Genomic DNA, 15,446 nt, shown 5'->3' on the forward strand with positions numbered 1-15,446 from the left:
CGTATCATGGTACGGATGCGATATGGGGGGCATGACGAGACAAGCAACCCTCTATCGCATGGTCATGCCCGGCCACACCTGCCCCTATGGCCTGAAGGCCAAATATCTGCTCGAACGGAAAGGCTTCACGGTCGACGACCGTTGGCTGACGACGCGCGAGGCGGTCGATGCCTTCAAGGCCGAACACGGCGTCAAGACGACGCCGCAGACCTTCATCGACGGCGAGCGGATCGGCGGCCATGACGATCTGCGCCGCCATTTCGGCCTGCGCGTGCGCGATCCCGACGCGGTCAGTTACCGCCCGGTGATCGCGCTGTTCGCGATGACAGCGCTGATGGCGGTGGCCGCCAGCCATGCGGCGTTCGGCACGGCGCTGACGATGCAGGCGGCGGAATGGTTCGTCTCGTTCAGCATGGTCGTGCTTGCGCTGCTCAAACTGCAGGACGTCGACAGTTTTTCGACGATGTTCCTGAACTATGACCTGCTCGCAAAGCGATGGGTGCCCTACGGCAAAGTCTATCCCTTCGCCGAGGGGCTGGCGGGTGTGCTGATGACCGCGCACGCCCTGCCCTGGCTGTCGATCCCCGTCGCGCTGTTCATCGGCACCATCGGCGCGATGTCGGTGTTCAAGGCGGTCTATATCGACAAGCGCGAACTCAAATGCGCCTGCGTCGGCGGCAGCAGCAAGGTGCCGCTGGGCTTTGTTTCGCTGACCGAAAATCTGGCGATGATCGGCATGGCGGTCTGGATGCTCGTCGGCTGATCGGGACTATTGCGCCGGGGGCTTGTCGGCCGGATCATCGCTTTCGGCGGGTTCGGCGGGCGCGATGTGATTTTCGTCCTGCCATTCGGCGGCATCGAGCGCCGGCTTGCGCCCGAACAAGCCGCCGATCGCGTTGCGGAAAGCCGCGAACAGGGCGATGACGCCGATCACGATGAACTTGCCGAATTTGAGGAGCACCGCGAGCAGCCCGACCTTCTTTGCGACCGCCGCCGTCGCGCCGACGGCGACCAGCCCGGCAAGGCCATATTCGGCCTTTTTGTCGGTCGAGGGATTATAGTCGGCATAGCGCGCCCCGGTGCGGAAGCTGCCGACTGTGGCGAAGGTCTTGGCCGCCTCGCGGACCTCGGCAAGCTGGCCCATGTCGGCGAGGATGTTCATGCTGAGCACCCCCGAGCGGCCGAGCAGGCGGATGTCGTAGTTGAGCGTGTCCTGCGCCATGCCGTCGAATTTGATGTCGCGCGCCCAGACCAGCGAGTGTTTCTGGGCGTCGTAGGTTGGCGCCTGCGCCCAGCGCTGCAGGATGCCGGCCGGATAGCCTTCGGCACGCGTAGCGGGCGCCTGTTCCTCGTCGGCGGCCTTCATATTCGCCAGCATCTCGTTGTAGTCGATCGTCTTGGCATCGTCGTCGGAGACATAGCCAGTGTCCTCGAAGGTGATGACGGCCGACCAGGTGTCGTCGGTGAAGCTCTTGCCTTTCGGAAAGACCATGCCGAGCACTCCCGTCGCGGCCCCCGGCGGGTTGCGCCAGACATCGACGAGGATCGTGCGCGCCTCCTCAGGACCCACGAAATAATAGGCGTCGCCCAGATTGAGGTCGGCGTTCGCAACCCCGATATGGACCGTCCCCGTCTGGCGCTTCATCGACTTGGTCAGGCGGTCGGCCGCCTGCCGCTGCGCCGCGATCGCCGCCTGTTCGGCGGCAGGGCTGGGCGCGGTGGTCGCGCTGGCGGCGGGCATCAGCACCGCGAACGCCACGGCGCCGGCGACGGACAGAGCTGCACGCGATTTCAGCAATGTGATCATGACCTTCCCCCCGGATAGATGATTCCCTAGTTCCAGAAAGACCAGCGCACCGCAAGCCCGATCGCGCCGCAGCCCGCAACCCTTTTGTCATGATCGCGGTACATGGGATTTCCGCATCGGCTGGGCTATGTCCGGCGCAACGCCGAATCATCAGACAATGGGAACTGCCATGTATAATCGCCGCTCTTTTCTCACCGGAGCGACGCTCGCCGGACTCGCCGCACCGGCGATCGTGCGCGCGCAGGGACTGTTCCGCGATTTTCCCTTCAAGCTGGGGGTCGCGGCGGGCGATCCGGCGAGCGACGGGTTCGTCATCTGGACGCGGCTCGCGCCCGAACCGATGGAGCGCCACGGCGGCATGCCGCTGACCAACATCCCGGTCGACTGGGAAGTGTCGCCCGACAGCGGGTTTCGCGAAATCGTCGCCAAGGGCACCGACCTCGCGCGCCCCGAACTCGCGCACAGCGTCCATGTCGAGGTCGCGGGATTGCAGCCCGACCGGCCCTATTTTTACCGCTTTACCGCGGGCGGCGAACGCAGCCTGCGCGGGCGCGCGCGTACCCTGCCCGCCCCCGGCGCCAGGGCCGAGACGCTGAAATTCGGCGTCGCGGGCTGCCAGCATTTCGAGGCGGGCTTCTTCGGCGCCTACCGCCACCTCGCGCGCGAGGACCTTGCCTTCGTTTATCATTATGGCGACTTCATTTACGAATATAGCGAGGAATATCTGTTCAACACCGGGCTGCCGACGCGCCCGGTGCGCAAGCATGCGTTTCGCGCGCTGGTCGACCTCGAAGATTTCCGCACCGCCTACAGCCAGCAACTCGGCGACATCGATTTGCAGGCGGCGCGGTCGGTCCACGCCTTTCTGTCGAGTTTCGATGATCATGAGATCCGCAACGACTGGGTGTCGGACATCGACAATTGGAAAATGGGGCTACCCGGCAACGACCCCGATGCCGCGCCGCCCGAAGTCTTCATGCTGAAGAAACAGGCGGCGATGCAGGCGTGGTACGAACATATGCCGGTGCGCAAGGCGTTGCTGCCGCGCGGCGGCATGGTCGCGATGAACCGCGAGTTCCGTTATGGCGACCTGATGGCGATGCAGTTGCTCGACACGCGGCAATATCGCAGCGACCAGCCGTGCGGCGACGGGTTCAAGCCCGCCTGCCCCGAGGTGAACGGCAAGGACGCGCAAGTGCTCGGCAAGGCGCAGGAAGAATGGCTCGGACGCAACCTGGCGAAGGGCGGCGCGACGTGGAACGCGCTGGCGCAGCAGATCACGATGATGTCGCTCGACCGGCGCCGCAAACCCGACGAGCCGGCGAAAATCCTCAACCTCGACAGCTGGGCGGGATATGAGCAGCCACGCGAGCGGGTGTTGTCCCGTATGGCGGGGCTGAAGAACTGCGTCGTGCTGACCGGCGACGAGCATCAGAATTTCTGTGGCGACCTGGTGCTCAAGGACAAGGTCGTCGGCGGCGAGTTCGTCGGCACATCCATCACCAGCGGCGGCGACGGCAGCGACAAGCGCCAGGGCACCGACGAATGGCTGGCGCTCAACCCCGAGTTGAAATTCGCCAACGACCAGCGCGGTTATATGGTCTGCGACGTCAATCGCGAGGCGTGGCAGACGCATTTCATGGTGGTCGACAAGGTGACGACGCCGGTCAACACGCTGTCGAAGCGTGCGACCGGCGTCGTCGAAAACGGCGTCGCCGGGATCAAGATGGGCTGAGACGCCTCAGGCGTCGCAGCTCCAGTCACCGTCGAAGCTGGTCGGCTTACCGAACGGGCGGCTGGCCGCCAGCTTGGCCTTCGTGCCGCCTTCCGACGGTTCGACGGTCAGACTGAGGCCCGGCCCCGAAAGGTCCATGCCCTTCTTCAGTTCATCGAAGCCGCCGGGACCCGCGATACGCTGAACGCGGCTGCCGACCTTGACCGCACCCTGTGCGGTCGCGTTCGCGTCAACGTCGGTCTTGACGACGAGCGCGGGCGCATCCTGCCCGTCGATCGTGAAACGGCACGCGCGCTCGCCCTGCAGCGCGAGCAATTCGCCCTTGCCGATCGCGGCCAGTTCGATCGGCTTTTCGCTGCCGGTGTCGGGCACATCGGCCTTTTCCGCAACCGGAGCCGGCGCGGCCGCCTTTTCCGCCTGGGGTTCGCCCGAACAGGCCGCGAGGAGGAGGGCAACGCCGAGCGGCGCAGCAATCGTCAATTTCATTGATGGATACTCCATGGAGGGGAGCTCGCCCCCTAGCCCCGATTTCGTCCCAAAGCCGAGCAAAAAATTCTATTTCCGCCCGAAAAGCCTTTCAACATCGTCCATCGCGAGCTTCACCCAGGTCGGGCGACCATGGTTGCACTGGCCCGAATGCGGGGTGATTTCCATCTGGCGGAGCAGCGCATTCATCTCGGCGACGCCCAGCGTGCGGCCGGCGCGGACCGAGCCGTGGCAGGCCATCGTGGCAGCGACGAGTTCGAGCTTTTCGTTGAGTCCCAGCGCGACGTCATAACCCGCGAGATCGTCGGCGATGTCGGTGACGAGCTTGATGCAATCTATATTGCCGAGCATCGCGGGAGTCGCGCGGACCATCACCGCGGCGGGGCCGAAGCGTTCGAGTTCGACGCCGAGCGCCGCAAGTTCGCCCGCCGCCGCCTCTAGCCGGTCGCAGGCGGGCTCGTCGAGTTCGACCACCTCGGGGAGGAGCAGCCCTTGCGAGGGCACCGCGCGGCCCGTCATGCCGCCGCGCAGCTGTTCGAGCACCAGCCGTTCGTGCGCGGCATGCTGGTCGACGATGACGAGCCCGTCCTCGGCCTCGGCGACGATATAGGTTTTGGCGATCTGACCGCGCGCGATGCCGAGCGGATGGGCTTCGGCTTCGGGCACGGGGGCGACGGCAACCTCGGCGCGGCCGGCGAGCGGCGCATGCGCCGAAGCGAAGGGCACAAGCCGGTCATAAACGCGCGCGACATCGGCGGCGGGCGGCGCGATGTCGGCGCCGAACAGGTGCACCGCGGGTTCGGTGCGCGGCGCGGCGCCGAAAAGGAAGCCGGTCGTCGGCGCCGGTGCCACCGGCTCCTGCTGCCAGGCCGCGAGCGCCGCCTCGGCGGGGCGCTGGACGCTGCGGAAGCCATGTTCGTCAAGCGCGCGGCGCAGGCCGCCGACGATCATGCCGCGCACCAGTTGCGGATCGCGAAAGCGCACCTCGGTCTTGGCGGGGTGGACGTTCACGTCGACCTCGCTGGTCGGCACGTCGAGGAACAGCGCGACGACGGGATGGCGATCCCGCGCGAGCAGGTCGGCATAAGCGCCGCGCAGCGCGCCGACGAGCAGCCGGTCCTTCACCGGTCGGCCGTTGACGAAGAGATATTGGTGGTCGGAAATACCGCGATTGTAGGTCGGCAGGCTGATCACCCCCCCCAGATGCACGTCGCCGCGGTCGAGATCGACCCCGATGCTGTTGCCGGCCAGGTCGCGGCTGGTCAGCGCCGCAACGCGCGCCAGCCGGTCCTGTCCAGCCTGCACGTCGAGTACCCGGCGTCCGTCATGCTCCAGTGTGAAACCGACCTCCGGATTGGCCATGGCGAGGCGCTTCACCACGTCGAGGCACGCGGCATATTCGCTGCGCCCGCTGCGCAGGAATTTGCGGCGCGCGGGGACGCGCGCGAACAGGTCCTCGACCAGCACGCGGGTGCCCTTGGCCAGCGCCGCGGGCCCTTCGGCCACCACCGCACCATTGTCGACGACCCGCCGCCAGCCGTCGGCGCCCGGCATCCGGCTTTCGAGCGTCAGCCGCGCGACGCTGGCGATCGACGGCAGCGCCTCGCCGCGAAACCCGAGCGTCGTGACCGCCTCGATCGCGTCGTCGGGGAGCTTCGAGGTGGCATGGCGTTCGAGCGCCAGCGCCATGTCGGCGGGGGTCATGCCCGACCCGTCGTCCTCGACCTCGATTCGCGCGATTCCGCCATCGGCGATTCGCACCGAAATTCGGCGCGAACCCGCGTCGATGGCGTTTTCAACCAGTTCTTTTAGCGCCGCAGCCGGTCTTTCGACCACTTCACCGGCTGCGATCCGATTTACGAGGGTTTCGGGCAGGCGGCGTATTGACATAATCCCTCTCCTAGCGCAGTCGGGCGCAAATCGCGACCCACCCGCACAGCCTTATCTTCTCGTCCAGCCAGCCCCATCAGGGACGGCCGGAATCTCCCTCAGATTTGGTCCTGTTGACGGACGGGAAAGCGCGCTGAATATTGGCGACGGGGCGGTCCGTCCGCATGAAGACAGGAATGACGATCGATGTCCTTTTTTTCGCGTTGGTTTAAGTTCAATTCCCAAGACATGGCGATCGACCTCGGCACTGCCAATACGGTGGTTTACGTCCGCGGCAAGGGCATCGTGCTCAACGAGCCTTCGGTCGTCGCGGTCGAGACGATCAACGGGGTCAAGCGCGTCAAGGCGGTCGGCGACGACGCCAAGCTGATGATGGGCAAGACCCCCGACAGCATCGAGGCGATCCGCCCGTTGCGCGACGGCGTCATCGCCGACATCGACGTCGCCGAACAGATGATCAAGCATTTCATCACCAAGGTACATGGCGGCAAGCCCAATGCGTTCCGCAGCCCCGAAATCGTGATCTGCGTCCCCTCGGGCTCGACCAGCGTCGAACGCCGCGCGATCCGCGATGCCGCATCGAACGCCGGCGCGAGCGAAGTGTGGCTGATCGAAGAACCGATGGCCGCCGCGATCGGTGCCGACATGCCGGTGACCGAACCGATCGGTTCGATGGTCGTCGACATCGGCGGCGGCACCACCGAAGTCGCGGTGCTTTCGCTCCGCGGTCTCGCTTACACCACCTCGGTCCGCGCCGGCGGCGACAAGATGGACGAATCGATCGTCTCCTATGTCCGCCGCCACCATAATCTGCTCATCGGCGAAGCGACCGCCGAGCGGATCAAGAAAGATTTCGGCATCGCGCGAATTCCCGCCGACGGCGTCGGGCTGACCATCCACATCAAGGGCCGCGACCTCGTCAACGGCGTGCCCAAGGAAATCTCGATCAACCAGGCGCAGATCGCCGAAGCGCTGTCCGAACCGATCGGCACGATCGTCGAGGGCGTGCGCATCGCGCTCGAAAACACCGCGCCCGAACTCGCTGCCGACATCGTCGACCAGGGCATCGTCCTGACCGGCGGCGGCGCGCTGATCGCCGAGCTCGACGAACTGCTCAAGGACGCGACCGGCCTGCCGGTGACGGTGGCCGAGGATCCGCTGACCTGCGTCGCGATCGGCACCGGCCGCGCGATGGAAGACCCCGCCTTCCGCGGCGTGCTCCAGCAAGCCTGATAGGGTAAAGCTGCATCATGGTCCGCCCGGCACATCGACGTCCGGGGCAATCCCGCAAGGCCCAGACGAGCCTGTTCGTCGCCTATGTCATCGCGGTGACCGGGGCGGTGGCGGGCCTGTTGCTGGCGATCCTGTCGGTTGCCGATCCCGTGGGTTTCGCGGCGCTGCGCGTCGCGAGCCATGAGGTGACGGCGCCGGTCGCGCGCGGCAGCCGCTCGATCATCGGTTCGATCTCGGGCATCGACGACTGGGTGTCGGCCTATGTCGGCGCGGGGTCGCAGAACCGCCGCTTGCGCAAGGAACTCGCCGATACGCGGCGCCAGCTGGTCGCGACGAGCGCGCTGCAGGAAGAAAATCGCCAGCTCAAGGCACTGCTCAAGCTGCAGGAAACCGACAAGGCCGCCTTTGCTAACGGCTATCTGCTCACCTCCACCTCGACAAGCAGCAAGCGCATCGCGCTGCTCAGCATCGGGCGCAACCTCGGCGTCGCGTCGGGGCAGCCGGTTCGCGGGGCCGATGGGCTGATCGGGCGGGTGCTGTCGAGCGGCCCCTCGGTTTCGCAGGTGCTGCTGCTCACCGACATCGACAATGTCGTGCCGATCCGCCGCGCTCGCGACGGGCTCCCCGCGCTCGCCAACGGCCGGGGCAACGGCGACCTCGATATCCGCACCCTCAACATCGCGAACAATCCGTTCAAACCCGGCGATATCCTCGTCACCTCGGGCACGGGAGGGTTGTATCCGCCTAATATTCCCGTCGCGATCGTCGTCCGGCGTACCGCTGACGGCGCTCTCGCTCGCCCGCTCGCAGACCCGGCCCAGGTCGACGCCGTATCCGTGCTGCGCGCCTACACCCCCGACAATATCGAGGCGCAGGCGGCCCCCGCTCCGGCGCCCGCGCCATGAACCGCACCGACACGCGCCGGCTGGGCGAGCCCGCCTCGCTGTGGCGGATGCGGATGGTGCCCGTGGCCAGCGTCATGATCGCCTCCGCGCTGCCGCTGATGCTGCCTATGGTCGCCAGTTCGCCGGTGCTGCCGCCGCTCGGGCTGCTGTTCTTCCTGTGCTGGCAATTGCTGCGCATCGAAATGTGGCCGGTGTGGATCGGTCTGCCGCTGGGCCTGTGGGACGATCTGTTCAGCGGCGCACCGATCGGCTCGGCGATCGCGCTGTGGACCTTTGCCAGCATCGCGATCCAGTATTTTTCGCAGCGTATCTATTGGCGCGGCTTCTTTCACGACTGGGCGATCGCCGCGCTGCTCGTAGCGATCATTCAGTCGCTCGCGGCGCTGATCGCGCATCCCGATGCGCACACCGGCAAGGTTCTCGGCCTTGTGGCCCCGCAGATCATCGTGTCGGCGCTGCTCGTCCCGCTGTTCATGCGGCTGACCGGCATGTTTGACAATTTCCGCCTGAAACGCCGATAGTTCCCACCCATGCCCCGGAAAAAAAGTCCACCGATCACCGAAGCCTGGCGGGGCATGACCTTCACGCGCCGCGCGTTGCTCGTCGGCGGTGGACAGATGGTCATCGGTGCCGCGCTCGCGACGCGCATGGCCTATATATCGGTTGTCGAAAACGACCGCTATGTGCTTGAATCCGAAAGCAACCGTGTCAATCTTACGCTAACCCCGCCGCGCCGCGGCTGGATCGTCGACCGGCATGGCAAGGCGCTCGCCAACAACCGCGTGTCCTTGCGCATCGACCTCATCCCCGACCGGCTGCACAACAAAGATATGGTGCTCGGCCAGCTTCGCACCCTGCTGCGGCTCGACGGCGATGCGATGGACCGGATCAACCGCGACCTCAAGGCGGCCTCGGGATTCCAGCCGGTGGCGGTCGCCGAGGATCTGTCCGAGGGGGACTATGCATCGATCCTCGTCCGCCTGCCCGAACTGTCCGGCGTCGCTCCGCAGCGCGGCTTTGCGCGCAACTATCCCACCGGCGCGGCGGTCGGCCATCTGATCGGCTATGTCGGCGCCCCGAATGCCGAGGAATATCAAAAGGACAAGGACCCGCTCTACATCACGCCGGGGTACAAGATCGGTAAGGACGGGCTCGAGAAATATTTCCAGCCGATGCTGAAGGGCACCCCGGGCGCGAAGCGCGTCGAGGTCACCGCGCGTGGCAAGGTCGTGCGCGACCTGACGACCACGTCGGACATCCAGGGCAAGACCGTCCATCTGACGATCGACGCCGACCTGCAGGAATATGTCGCGCGGCGGATGGGGCGCGAGTCGGGCGCTGCGATTGTCATCGACTGCACCAATGGCGACATCCTCTCCTTCGTCTCGATGCCGAGCTTCGATCCGAACAGCTTTTCGGACGGGATCAGCAACAGCGAATATGCCTGGCTGCGTGCCGACGATCATCAGCCGTTGATCAACAAGGCGACGCGCGGCCTGTATCCGCCCGGGTCGACGCTGAAGCCGATGGCGGCGATCGCCGCGATCGAACATGGCGTTCACCCGAGCGAACGTCACACCTGCATCGGCGGCTACCGCCTCGGCAACCGCTTCTTCCGCTGCCTCGGCACCCATGGCAGTCTCGACATGCCGTCGGCGATCATGAAAAGCTGCAACAGCTATTTCTACTGGCTCGCCGACCGGCTGGGCTATGACGCGATCGCGCCGACCGCGCGGCTGATGGGCCTCGGCGAGGAATTCCAGCTTGCGGGCAGCAGCCAGCGTTACGGCACCATTCCCGACAGCGCGTGGAAGATGAAGAAATACGACCAGAAATGGTCGGCCTCGGACTCGCTGAACTCGGTTATCGGACAGGGCTATGTCAGCGTGAACCCGCTCCAGCTCGCCGTCATGGCGGCGCGGATCGCGTCGGGGCGCCGGCTGTATCCGCGCCTGATCAACCGCGAATTCAAGAACGAGCCCCTGCCCTTTTCCCCCGAAGCGCTCGCCGTCGCCCGCCACGGCATGGACCTTGTCGTCAATGGCGCCGGCACCGCGGTGCGCAGCCGCCTGCCGCTCGACGGCATCACCATGGCCGGCAAGACCGGCACCGCGCAGGTGCGCGGACTGGGCACGGGGAACGGCAAGAGCGGGACATGGAAATTTCGCGACCACGGCCTGTTCATCGGCTTCGCGCCGGTCGTCAATCCACGTTACGCGACCGCCGTCGTGATCGAACATGGCATGGGCGGCGCGCGCGCCGCAGCGCCGATAGCGAAGGATTTCATGACCTTCCTGTTCGATCGCGAAAAGGCGATGGAGGCGCTCGACACCTTTGAGGCCGGCTGGGGCGGCACGATCAAGGAGCGGATGGACCGCGACTATGCGGCATGGAAATCGGGCGCATCGAGCGACCCCGAGCCCGGAGTTCCGCAATGATCCCGGTCCCGCCAGCCATACAGCGGATTCCGTGGAAGCTGATCGCGATACTGGCCGGCATCACCGGTTTCGGCCTGCTCGTCCTCTATTCGGCGGCGGGCGGCAACTGGTCGCCCTGGGCGTTGCAGCAGGGGGTGCGTTTCGTCGTCTTCCTGAGCGTCGCGCTCATCATCGGGCGCTTTCCGATCCGGATCTTCGAGGATTTCGCCTATATCGGCTATATCGGCGTGCTGGTGCTGCTGGTCGCGGTGGAACTGCTCGGCTTCGTCGGCGGAGGCAGCCAGCGCTGGCTCAACCTCGGATTCATGAACCTGCAGCCCTCGGAACTGATGAAGGTTGCGATCGTGCTGGCGCTCGCGCGTTTTTATGCCCAGCTGCCGCCGGGCAACACGCGCACCTGGACCGCGCTATGGCCGGCGCTCGTCCTGATCGGCCTGCCGGCGGCGCTCGTGATGCTCCAGCCCGACCTCGGCACCGCGCTCGCCATCTGCGCCGGCGGCATCATCGTGATGTTCGTCGGCGGCCTGCCCTTCTGGTGGTTCGGCAGCGCCGCCGCCGCGGGCGCCGCCGCCCTGCCCGTGCTGTTTTCGATGCTCCACGACTATCAGCAGAAACGCGTCCTGATCTTCCTCGATCCCGAAAGCGACCCGCTCGGCGCCGGCTATCATATCAGCCAGTCGAAGATCGCGATCGGGTCGGGCGGCATTGGCGGCAAGGGTTTCCTCAACGGCTCGCAAAGCCACCTCGATTACCTGCCCGAGGGGCATACCGATTTCATCTTCGCGACGATGGCCGAGGAATGGGGGCTGATCGGCGGGCTCACGCTGCTCCTCGGCTTCTTCCTGCTGCTGCGCTGGTCGACCCGCGTCGCGCTCAAGGCGCGGACGCGCTTCGGGCAGCTGACCGCGACGGGCCTCACGATGACGATCTTCTTCTATATCGCGATCAACCTGGCGATGGTGATGGGGCTAGCGCCCGTCGTCGGCATTCCGCTGCCGCTCTTTTCCTATGGCGGCTCGTCGATGCTGACGATCATGACCTGCGTCGGCATCGTCCTGGCGATCGAGAATGACAGCAAAAAGCAGAGCAGCCGCCTCAGCTGACGAAAATTGTCGAGAAAAATGCGCAGGAGGCATTGCCATCCCCGCAAGGCCATGATAGCGGGCCGCTCGCTTCGCAGCAAAGGGTCCTTCCCAACGCTCCAAAGCGCGCCGGAATACGGCAGTGGACGCATAGCTCAGTTGGTAGAGCAGCTGACTCTTAATCAGCGGGTCCTAGGTTCGAGCCCTAGTGCGTCCACCATTTTCTCAATGGCTTAACGGCCATTTCCTCCCTTCATTCCGACAATGTCATTTGCGCATTCCGACAAGTCAGCGGGCGCGCTTCCCTAGCAGAAGATTGCGGACAACGCGGTTGGAATGATCGTTCTCGACGGGCAAGCCCTCTCGAACGCCGACATGCTACGCCGATCAATAGATTTCGTGCCAATTCTCGATTTCCGACGAGCGGTTCGCGAGGCCGAAGCAGATAAGCCCGGGGCGACTGGCCGATGCCGAACCTTTTTCCAGCCGGTATTCGAGGCGTCGGCAGCGGAAACCCTCGACCTGCTCCTCGCGCGTGACGGTCAGCATGCCCTTCGCGGCCCGCCCCTGCCAGCGGTGGACGTGGCCGACCGGCCAGCTGCCGGCGCGTTTGGCGCGTTCGCCATATTGGCCGCTGAACTGGTCGTAGGGAAATTTGGGACGGCCATCGAAGTCGATCCCGCCCTCGCAATCGTTGCAGCTGACCTCGCCGAACTTGTTGTAGCCGGCCTTTTGCGCCTCGATCTCGGGCGGCACGCGCAGGCCGTCGATATAGGCCGCCCCGACGGACGTCGCGCGAGCGGGTTCCGGTGCGGGCGCGGGGTCGTTCGAACCCGTTTCGCTGCCCTCCTCTGCCCCGTCGGGGGACGGCTCGCTTCCACCGCCGCCGTGCAGCCCGCTCGCGATCGTGTCGCGCACGACGCTTTGGACCTCTTCCTCGGCCTGTTGCGCGGTGCGATCGACAAGGCGCTTGAGCAAGCTCTGGGCCTGCGCCGCGTGGGCGATGCCGAACAGCGTGGCGGCCGCCACGATCGTGCGAAAAACCTGTCGCATGAGGGTCTCCTGATTGTCGTGATGCCGGGGGGAAAGGGTCAGCCGAGGTCGGTGGTCAGCGTGGCGGTCAGCCGGCGCGGCAAATTGTAGAGGTAGATGCCCGACGGCCCGTTCGCCCAACCGAATTTGTTGCCGACATTGGCGATCTGGACGCGCAGCGTCGCGGGCGCCTTGCCAAGCTTGAAGCGATAGCGCCCACCGACCGACGCGATCGCGCGCGCCGGAATGACGAGCTTGCCGTCGGTGCTCGCGACGCGGTCCGAGGTGCTTTCGACGACGAGGTCGACCGAGACGGCGGGCGCGAAGGTTGGCCGGTAATCGAGCACCGCGGTCGACAGGCGACCGAAACTCGCCAGCGGCTTTCGGCCGAGTTGCCCGCTGTCGACCGCGTCGCCCGACAGCGTCGCGTCGATCAGCGCGGTGCCCGCGATCGCGGTGAGTCCCGGCGCGATCTGCCCCGAAAAGGAGAATTCGGCGCCGCGATGGTGGACGTCGCCGAGCTGGCGGAACACCCGCGCCGTATCGACCGAGTAGAAGGGCTTGGACACCTCGAACACGCCCGCGACGAGGCGGATCGCCGGGGTGATCGACCAGCGCACGCCGGCGTCGAACTGGCGGGTGCGGATGGCGGGGGGCGCCTCGTCGCGGTTGACCGCGTGGCCGGGCGCAACCGGGCTTTCCTCCAGCCCCTGCGTATAGCTGCCGTAAAAGGCGAGCGACGGCGACGCATAGACGGCGGCGGTCGCGTTGAGCAGCAACGGGCCGTCCTTGGTCGTGATGACCGGCGCGCCGGGGCCGAAGACGCGCTTGCGATAATCGGTCTTTTGCACCCCGACGCTGATTTCGCCGACATCCTTCCACCGCCCCTCATAGGCGATGCCTGCGGTCCATTGTCCCACCGTGTCGCGCGTCTGCGGGCCAAAGCTGGTGACCGGTTCGGGGACGGTCACCGGGTCCTCGAGCGGATGGTTGCCGATGAAGATCTCGCGGCTGCCGCCATAGGTGCGCGACCTGTCGCGGCCCTTCAGCGACAGGTGCAGCGTATGCAGGCGCGGCCCGTCGGCGAAACGCCGCGACAGCCGCACTTCGCCGCTGGTCGAGGCCGAGCGGCGGCCGGGCTCGGCGATCACCACCTCGTCTGCGGTCCCGTCGGGCCGGACGTTGAGAAAGAGCTGGGTGTGCGAGCGATCGAGGTCGAGGATCGAGCGGAAGGCGCCGGCCTTGAGCGTCCAGTCGCCGCGCCGGATCGTCGTCGTCAGGCCGGTGGCGATGGTCTGGCCGTCGTTGGCCGCCCATTTCTGCCCGATCCGCTTCACCCGCTCGAGCCGCGGCGGCAGATGGTCGCCGGCGGTAAGCAGCAACGGCGGCAATTCCTCGTCGGCGATGCCGATGCGGCTCCAGAAAGGCGTGACCTCGACCCCGTCGACCGGCTCCCAGCGCGCGATCGCCGCCATGGTGCGGAATTGCGCGCTGCCGCCCGTGTGGTTGCGGTCGGAAAAATAGCCATAGCCCGCGCCGAGCGACAGCCGGTCGGTCACCGGCAACTGGCCGTCGAGTTCGACCACCTTCGCGCCGAAGGGCCCGAGCCGCCCGCTGACGCTGAGCAACCGCTTGTCGCCGGGCTTGCGCAGCTCATATTCGGCGATGCCCGTCGGCGCGGGAAAGGGATAGCCCTGCGCCGACAGGCCGACGCGCATCTGCAGTCCAGCGATCACCCGGTCGGTGAAGCTCGCCTGCTGGTCGATATAGAGACCGTCGAGGCGGATATTGCCCGCCTCTGCGGCCGAGAAGCCGCGGACATAATTGGGATTGTAGATGCCGATCTGCTCGCCGCCGATCGAGGTGCCGAAGGCATCCTCGGCGCTGGTCGTCACATTGTCGTCGGTGCGCTGGGCGAGCGCGGGGGCGGGCGCGGCGGCGAGCGCCAGCCCGAGCGTGGTCAGGGTAAAGCGGCGCATCATTTCACCTCCTTCATGCGGCGTTGAACATCGTCCCAGTCGGTCATGAACATCGCCGCGGCGAGGCGTGCCGCGGGGCGTTCAGGGCTCAGCCGATCACCGCGCAGATCGTCATTTTCGTGGGAGTAGCTCGACATATGGACGAGCAGCGGGTGGATGCCCGCCGCGCCGGGTTGATACCAGCTGCGGTCGTGCTGCAATTGCAGCGCGAGCGGCCGCGGACCCCAGGCATATTCGGTATCGGGATCATAGTCGGGGAGCCGGTCGGCGACATACAGGCCATAGGCCGCGCCGGTGCGGACCTGGAATCCCCCGCGCTGCACGCCCTCGGCCTGTACCTGGCGGCGCGCCATCATGTCATAGGGGTTGAGGAAAACGCTTAGCACTGCGCCCTCCTCCGACGGGGTCAGGTAGCGGCCGTCGCGCTGGACCGTGTCGGAACTGCCCTCGATCACGCTCTTGGCGCGGAGGGTGAAGGTCGCCCCGACCAGCCGCACGCCATCGAGCGTCGGCACGACCGAGATGTTGATGTCGGCGTGCAGGCTGGTGCCGCGCACGTCGCGCAGCGACGGCTGGCGCATCAGCGCGTCGAACGCAACCATCGCGCGGCGGCGCAGCAGGTCGATCTCGGCGATCGGAATCCGCGCCAGATTGCGCGGCTGGTGGACATGGACGTCGGGCGCCTTCGACGCCCAGCCGGGCAGGCCCGCGCCGGGTTCGGGCGCGGTGCCCGACCAGCGTGCCATCAGCTTCTTGGGCGCGCGGCTGTCGCCGGGCGCGGCGTGCGCCGCAAGAATGGCGGGCGCAGCCGCGAACAAGCCGAGCATCGCAAGACGGATCAGGGGATTTTTCATCGGAC

13 protein-coding genes and 1 tRNA gene are annotated in these 15,446 nt (G+C 66.3%); 8 read left to right on the forward strand and 6 right to left on the reverse strand.

Going from position 1 to position 15,446, the window contains the following annotated elements:
* The first annotated feature begins 31 nt into the window (after positions 1-31).
* The gene (locus EEB18_RS21725) at positions 32-763 is read left to right on the forward strand and encodes a glutaredoxin family protein (protein WP_222943129.1); all 732 of its coding nucleotides are present in this window, start codon (positions 32-34) and stop codon (positions 761-763) included.
* Between the two features lie 6 nt (positions 764-769).
* Here EEB18_RS21725 and EEB18_RS21730 read toward each other — a convergent pair whose 3' ends face one another.
* A complete protein-coding gene (locus EEB18_RS21730) occupies positions 770-1,807 on the reverse strand; it encodes a DUF2167 domain-containing protein (protein WP_187142210.1) in 1,038 nt (345 codons plus the stop codon).
* Positions 1,808-1,976: 169 nt separating this feature from the next.
* On the opposite strand from EEB18_RS21730, the gene EEB18_RS21735 reads away from it, so the two are divergent.
* A complete protein-coding gene (locus EEB18_RS21735; RefSeq protein WP_187142211.1) occupies positions 1,977-3,542 on the forward strand; it encodes an alkaline phosphatase D family protein in 1,566 nt (521 codons plus the stop codon).
* 6 nt (positions 3,543-3,548) lie between these two features.
* Here EEB18_RS21735 and EEB18_RS21740 read toward each other — a convergent pair whose 3' ends face one another.
* Both EEB18_RS21740 and mutL read right to left on the reverse strand, forming a co-directional pair.
* Complete coding sequence (locus EEB18_RS21740; RefSeq protein ID WP_056347992.1) at positions 3,549-4,028, reverse strand: hypothetical protein; 480 nt, start codon at positions 4,026-4,028, stop codon at positions 3,549-3,551.
* A gap of 69 nt (positions 4,029-4,097) precedes the next feature.
* Positions 4,098-5,918, reverse strand: coding sequence for a DNA mismatch repair endonuclease MutL (gene mutL / locus EEB18_RS21745; RefSeq protein WP_187142212.1), 1,821 nt, complete (start codon positions 5,916-5,918; stop codon positions 4,098-4,100).
* Positions 5,919-6,104: 186 nt separating this feature from the next.
* Here mutL and EEB18_RS21750 point away from each other — a divergent pair, with 186 nt between their 5' ends.
* The 6 genes from EEB18_RS21750 (at position 6,105) to EEB18_RS21775 (ending at position 11,796) form a co-directional block, all read left to right on the forward strand.
* Complete coding sequence (locus tag EEB18_RS21750) at positions 6,105-7,151, forward strand: rod shape-determining protein (RefSeq protein ID WP_056347999.1); 1,047 nt, start codon at positions 6,105-6,107, stop codon at positions 7,149-7,151.
* A 17-nt stretch (positions 7,152-7,168) separates the two neighbouring features.
* Positions 7,169-8,056, forward strand: a complete 888-nt coding sequence (gene mreC, locus EEB18_RS21755) for a rod shape-determining protein MreC (RefSeq protein ID WP_187142213.1) — start codon at positions 7,169-7,171, stop codon at positions 8,054-8,056.
* Positions 8,053-8,577, forward strand: coding sequence for a rod shape-determining protein MreD (locus EEB18_RS21760; RefSeq protein WP_187142214.1), 525 nt, complete (start codon positions 8,053-8,055; stop codon positions 8,575-8,577). The genes mreC and EEB18_RS21760 overlap by 4 nt, the downstream gene beginning before the upstream one ends.
* A 9-nt stretch (positions 8,578-8,586) precedes the next feature.
* Positions 8,587-10,494: a penicillin-binding protein 2 gene (mrdA, locus tag EEB18_RS21765; RefSeq protein ID WP_187142215.1), complete on the forward strand. Its 1,908-nt coding sequence runs from the start codon at positions 8,587-8,589 to the stop codon at positions 10,492-10,494.
* On the forward strand, positions 10,491-11,597 hold the full coding sequence (gene rodA, locus EEB18_RS21770; RefSeq protein WP_187142216.1) for a rod shape-determining protein RodA: 1,107 nt from the start codon (positions 10,491-10,493) through the stop codon (positions 11,595-11,597). Before mrdA ends, rodA begins: the two co-directional genes overlap by 4 nt.
* Before the next feature lie 123 nt (positions 11,598-11,720).
* Positions 11,721-11,796 (forward strand) — tRNA-Lys (locus EEB18_RS21775).
* Between the two features lie 167 nt (positions 11,797-11,963).
* Here EEB18_RS21775 and EEB18_RS21780 read toward each other — a convergent pair.
* The 3 genes from EEB18_RS21780 to EEB18_RS21790 are packed head-to-tail and all read right to left on the reverse strand — an operon-like array spanning position 11,964 to position 15,441.
* Positions 11,964-12,629: a hypothetical protein gene (locus EEB18_RS21780; RefSeq protein ID WP_187142217.1), complete on the reverse strand. Its 666-nt coding sequence runs from the start codon at positions 12,627-12,629 to the stop codon at positions 11,964-11,966.
* A gap of 38 nt (positions 12,630-12,667) precedes the next feature.
* Positions 12,668-14,587, reverse strand: coding sequence for a TonB-dependent receptor domain-containing protein (locus EEB18_RS21785; RefSeq protein ID WP_187142218.1), 1,920 nt, complete (start codon positions 14,585-14,587; stop codon positions 12,668-12,670).
* Positions 14,587-15,441: a hypothetical protein gene (locus EEB18_RS21790; RefSeq protein ID WP_187142219.1), complete on the reverse strand. Its 855-nt coding sequence runs from the start codon at positions 15,439-15,441 to the stop codon at positions 14,587-14,589. The genes EEB18_RS21785 and EEB18_RS21790 overlap by 1 nt, the downstream gene beginning before the upstream one ends.
* Between the last annotated feature and the right edge of the window lie 5 nt (positions 15,442-15,446).

The organism is Sphingopyxis sp. OPL5, assembly GCF_003797775.2.
Lineage (GTDB): Bacteria > Pseudomonadota > Alphaproteobacteria > Sphingomonadales > Sphingomonadaceae > Sphingopyxis.

What these genes read in the sequence shown, in the direction of transcription:
- EEB18_RS21725 (WP_222943129.1), top strand. Translation starts at nt 32, where the DNA reads ATGACGAGACAAGCAACCCTCTATCGCATGGTCATGCCCGGCCACACC.
- EEB18_RS21730 (WP_187142210.1), bottom strand. Translation starts at nt 1,807, where the DNA reads ATGATCACATTGCTGAAATCGCGTGCAGCTCTGTCCGTCGCCGGCGCC.
- EEB18_RS21735 (WP_187142211.1), top strand. Translation starts at nt 1,977, where the DNA reads ATGTATAATCGCCGCTCTTTTCTCACCGGAGCGACGCTCGCCGGACTC.
- EEB18_RS21740 (WP_056347992.1), bottom strand. Translation starts at nt 4,028, where the DNA reads ATGAAATTGACGATTGCTGCGCCGCTCGGCGTTGCCCTCCTCCTCGCG.
- mutL (WP_187142212.1), bottom strand. Translation starts at nt 5,918, where the DNA reads ATGTCAATACGCCGCCTGCCCGAAACCCTCGTAAATCGGATCGCAGCC.
- EEB18_RS21750 (WP_056347999.1), top strand. Translation starts at nt 6,105, where the DNA reads ATGTCCTTTTTTTCGCGTTGGTTTAAGTTCAATTCCCAAGACATGGCG.
- mreC (WP_187142213.1), top strand. Translation starts at nt 7,169, where the DNA reads ATGGTCCGCCCGGCACATCGACGTCCGGGGCAATCCCGCAAGGCCCAG.
- EEB18_RS21760 (WP_187142214.1), top strand. Translation starts at nt 8,053, where the DNA reads ATGAACCGCACCGACACGCGCCGGCTGGGCGAGCCCGCCTCGCTGTGG.
- mrdA (WP_187142215.1), top strand. Translation starts at nt 8,587, where the DNA reads ATGCCCCGGAAAAAAAGTCCACCGATCACCGAAGCCTGGCGGGGCATG.
- rodA (WP_187142216.1), top strand. Translation starts at nt 10,491, where the DNA reads ATGATCCCGGTCCCGCCAGCCATACAGCGGATTCCGTGGAAGCTGATC.
- EEB18_RS21780 (WP_187142217.1), bottom strand. Translation starts at nt 12,629, where the DNA reads ATGCGACAGGTTTTTCGCACGATCGTGGCGGCCGCCACGCTGTTCGGC.
- EEB18_RS21785 (WP_187142218.1), bottom strand. Translation starts at nt 14,587, where the DNA reads ATGCGCCGCTTTACCCTGACCACGCTCGGGCTGGCGCTCGCCGCCGCG.
- EEB18_RS21790 (WP_187142219.1), bottom strand. Translation starts at nt 15,441, where the DNA reads ATGAAAAATCCCCTGATCCGTCTTGCGATGCTCGGCTTGTTCGCGGCT.